Annotated in this window: 1 pseudogene; it reads right to left on the reverse strand. The window is 65.6% G+C overall.

The window, feature by feature from the left end:
- A pseudogene (locus MOX02_RS30740) lies at positions 1-923 on the reverse strand (IS3 family transposase); the annotation flags it as partial.
- Positions 924-987: the final 64 nt, after the last annotated feature.

Raw genomic sequence — 987 nt, forward strand, 5'->3', positions numbered from 1 at the left:
GTTCTCCCAAGGGCTGCCAGGCGCGATGTAGGCGGTCTGGGCTCCCACGCCGGTGATCCAGCTCTGCACAGTTTTGGCCACGAACTCCGGGCCGTTGTCGGAGCGGATGTGGCCCGGCACACCGCGCAGGATGAACAGGTCGGACAAGACATCGATCACGTCGATGGCTTTGAGCTTGCGGGCGACCCGGATGGCCAGGCACTCGTGCGTGAACTCGTCGATGACGTTGAGCATCCGGAACTTGCGCCCATCGTGCGTGCGCTCCTCCACGAAGTCGTAGGACCAGACGTGGTTGGGGTGCTCCGGCCGCAGCCGGACACAGGAGCCGTCTGCGTCCCAGAGGCGGCCCTTCTTCGGCTGCTTCTGGGGCACCTTCAGGCCTTCGCGTCGCCAGATCCGCTCGACGCGCTTGTCGTTGACGAGCCAGCCCGCCGCCTTCAGCAGCGCGGCGATCTTGCGGTAGCCGTAGCGCCCGTACTGGCGCGCCAAGGCGACGAGGTCGGCCGTGAGAGCCTCTTCATCATCGTCACCCCGCGGCAGCTTGCGCTGTGTCGAGCGATGCTGACCGAGCGCACGACAGGCGCGGCGCTCGGAGACGTGCAGGACGTTCCTGACGTGCTCAACACAGACGCGGCGGCGCGCGGGGCTCAGAAGTTTCCCTGGGCCGCCTCCTGCAGGATCAGCTTATCCAGCGTCAGGTCCGCGATCGCCTTCCGAAGTCGAGCATTCTCGGTCTCCAGATCCTTCATCCGCCGAACCTGGTTCGACTTCAGGCCGCCGTACTCTTTGCGCCAGCGATAGTACGTCACCTCCGTCACGCCGATCGCGCGGATTGCCTCGGCCACGCTCTGGCCCTGCGAGATCAGCACGTCCGCCTGCCGCAGCTTGGCAACGATCTCCTCGGGCTTGGGTCGCTTTGCCATCTCGTCCGTCCTCCTGGCTCAGAAGCCATACCAAAGGCCGGACCACTTCAATGGGGGAGGATCA

It is taken from the genome of Methylobacterium oxalidis, from assembly GCF_007992195.1.
Lineage (GTDB): Bacteria > Pseudomonadota > Alphaproteobacteria > Rhizobiales > Beijerinckiaceae > Methylobacterium > Methylobacterium oxalidis.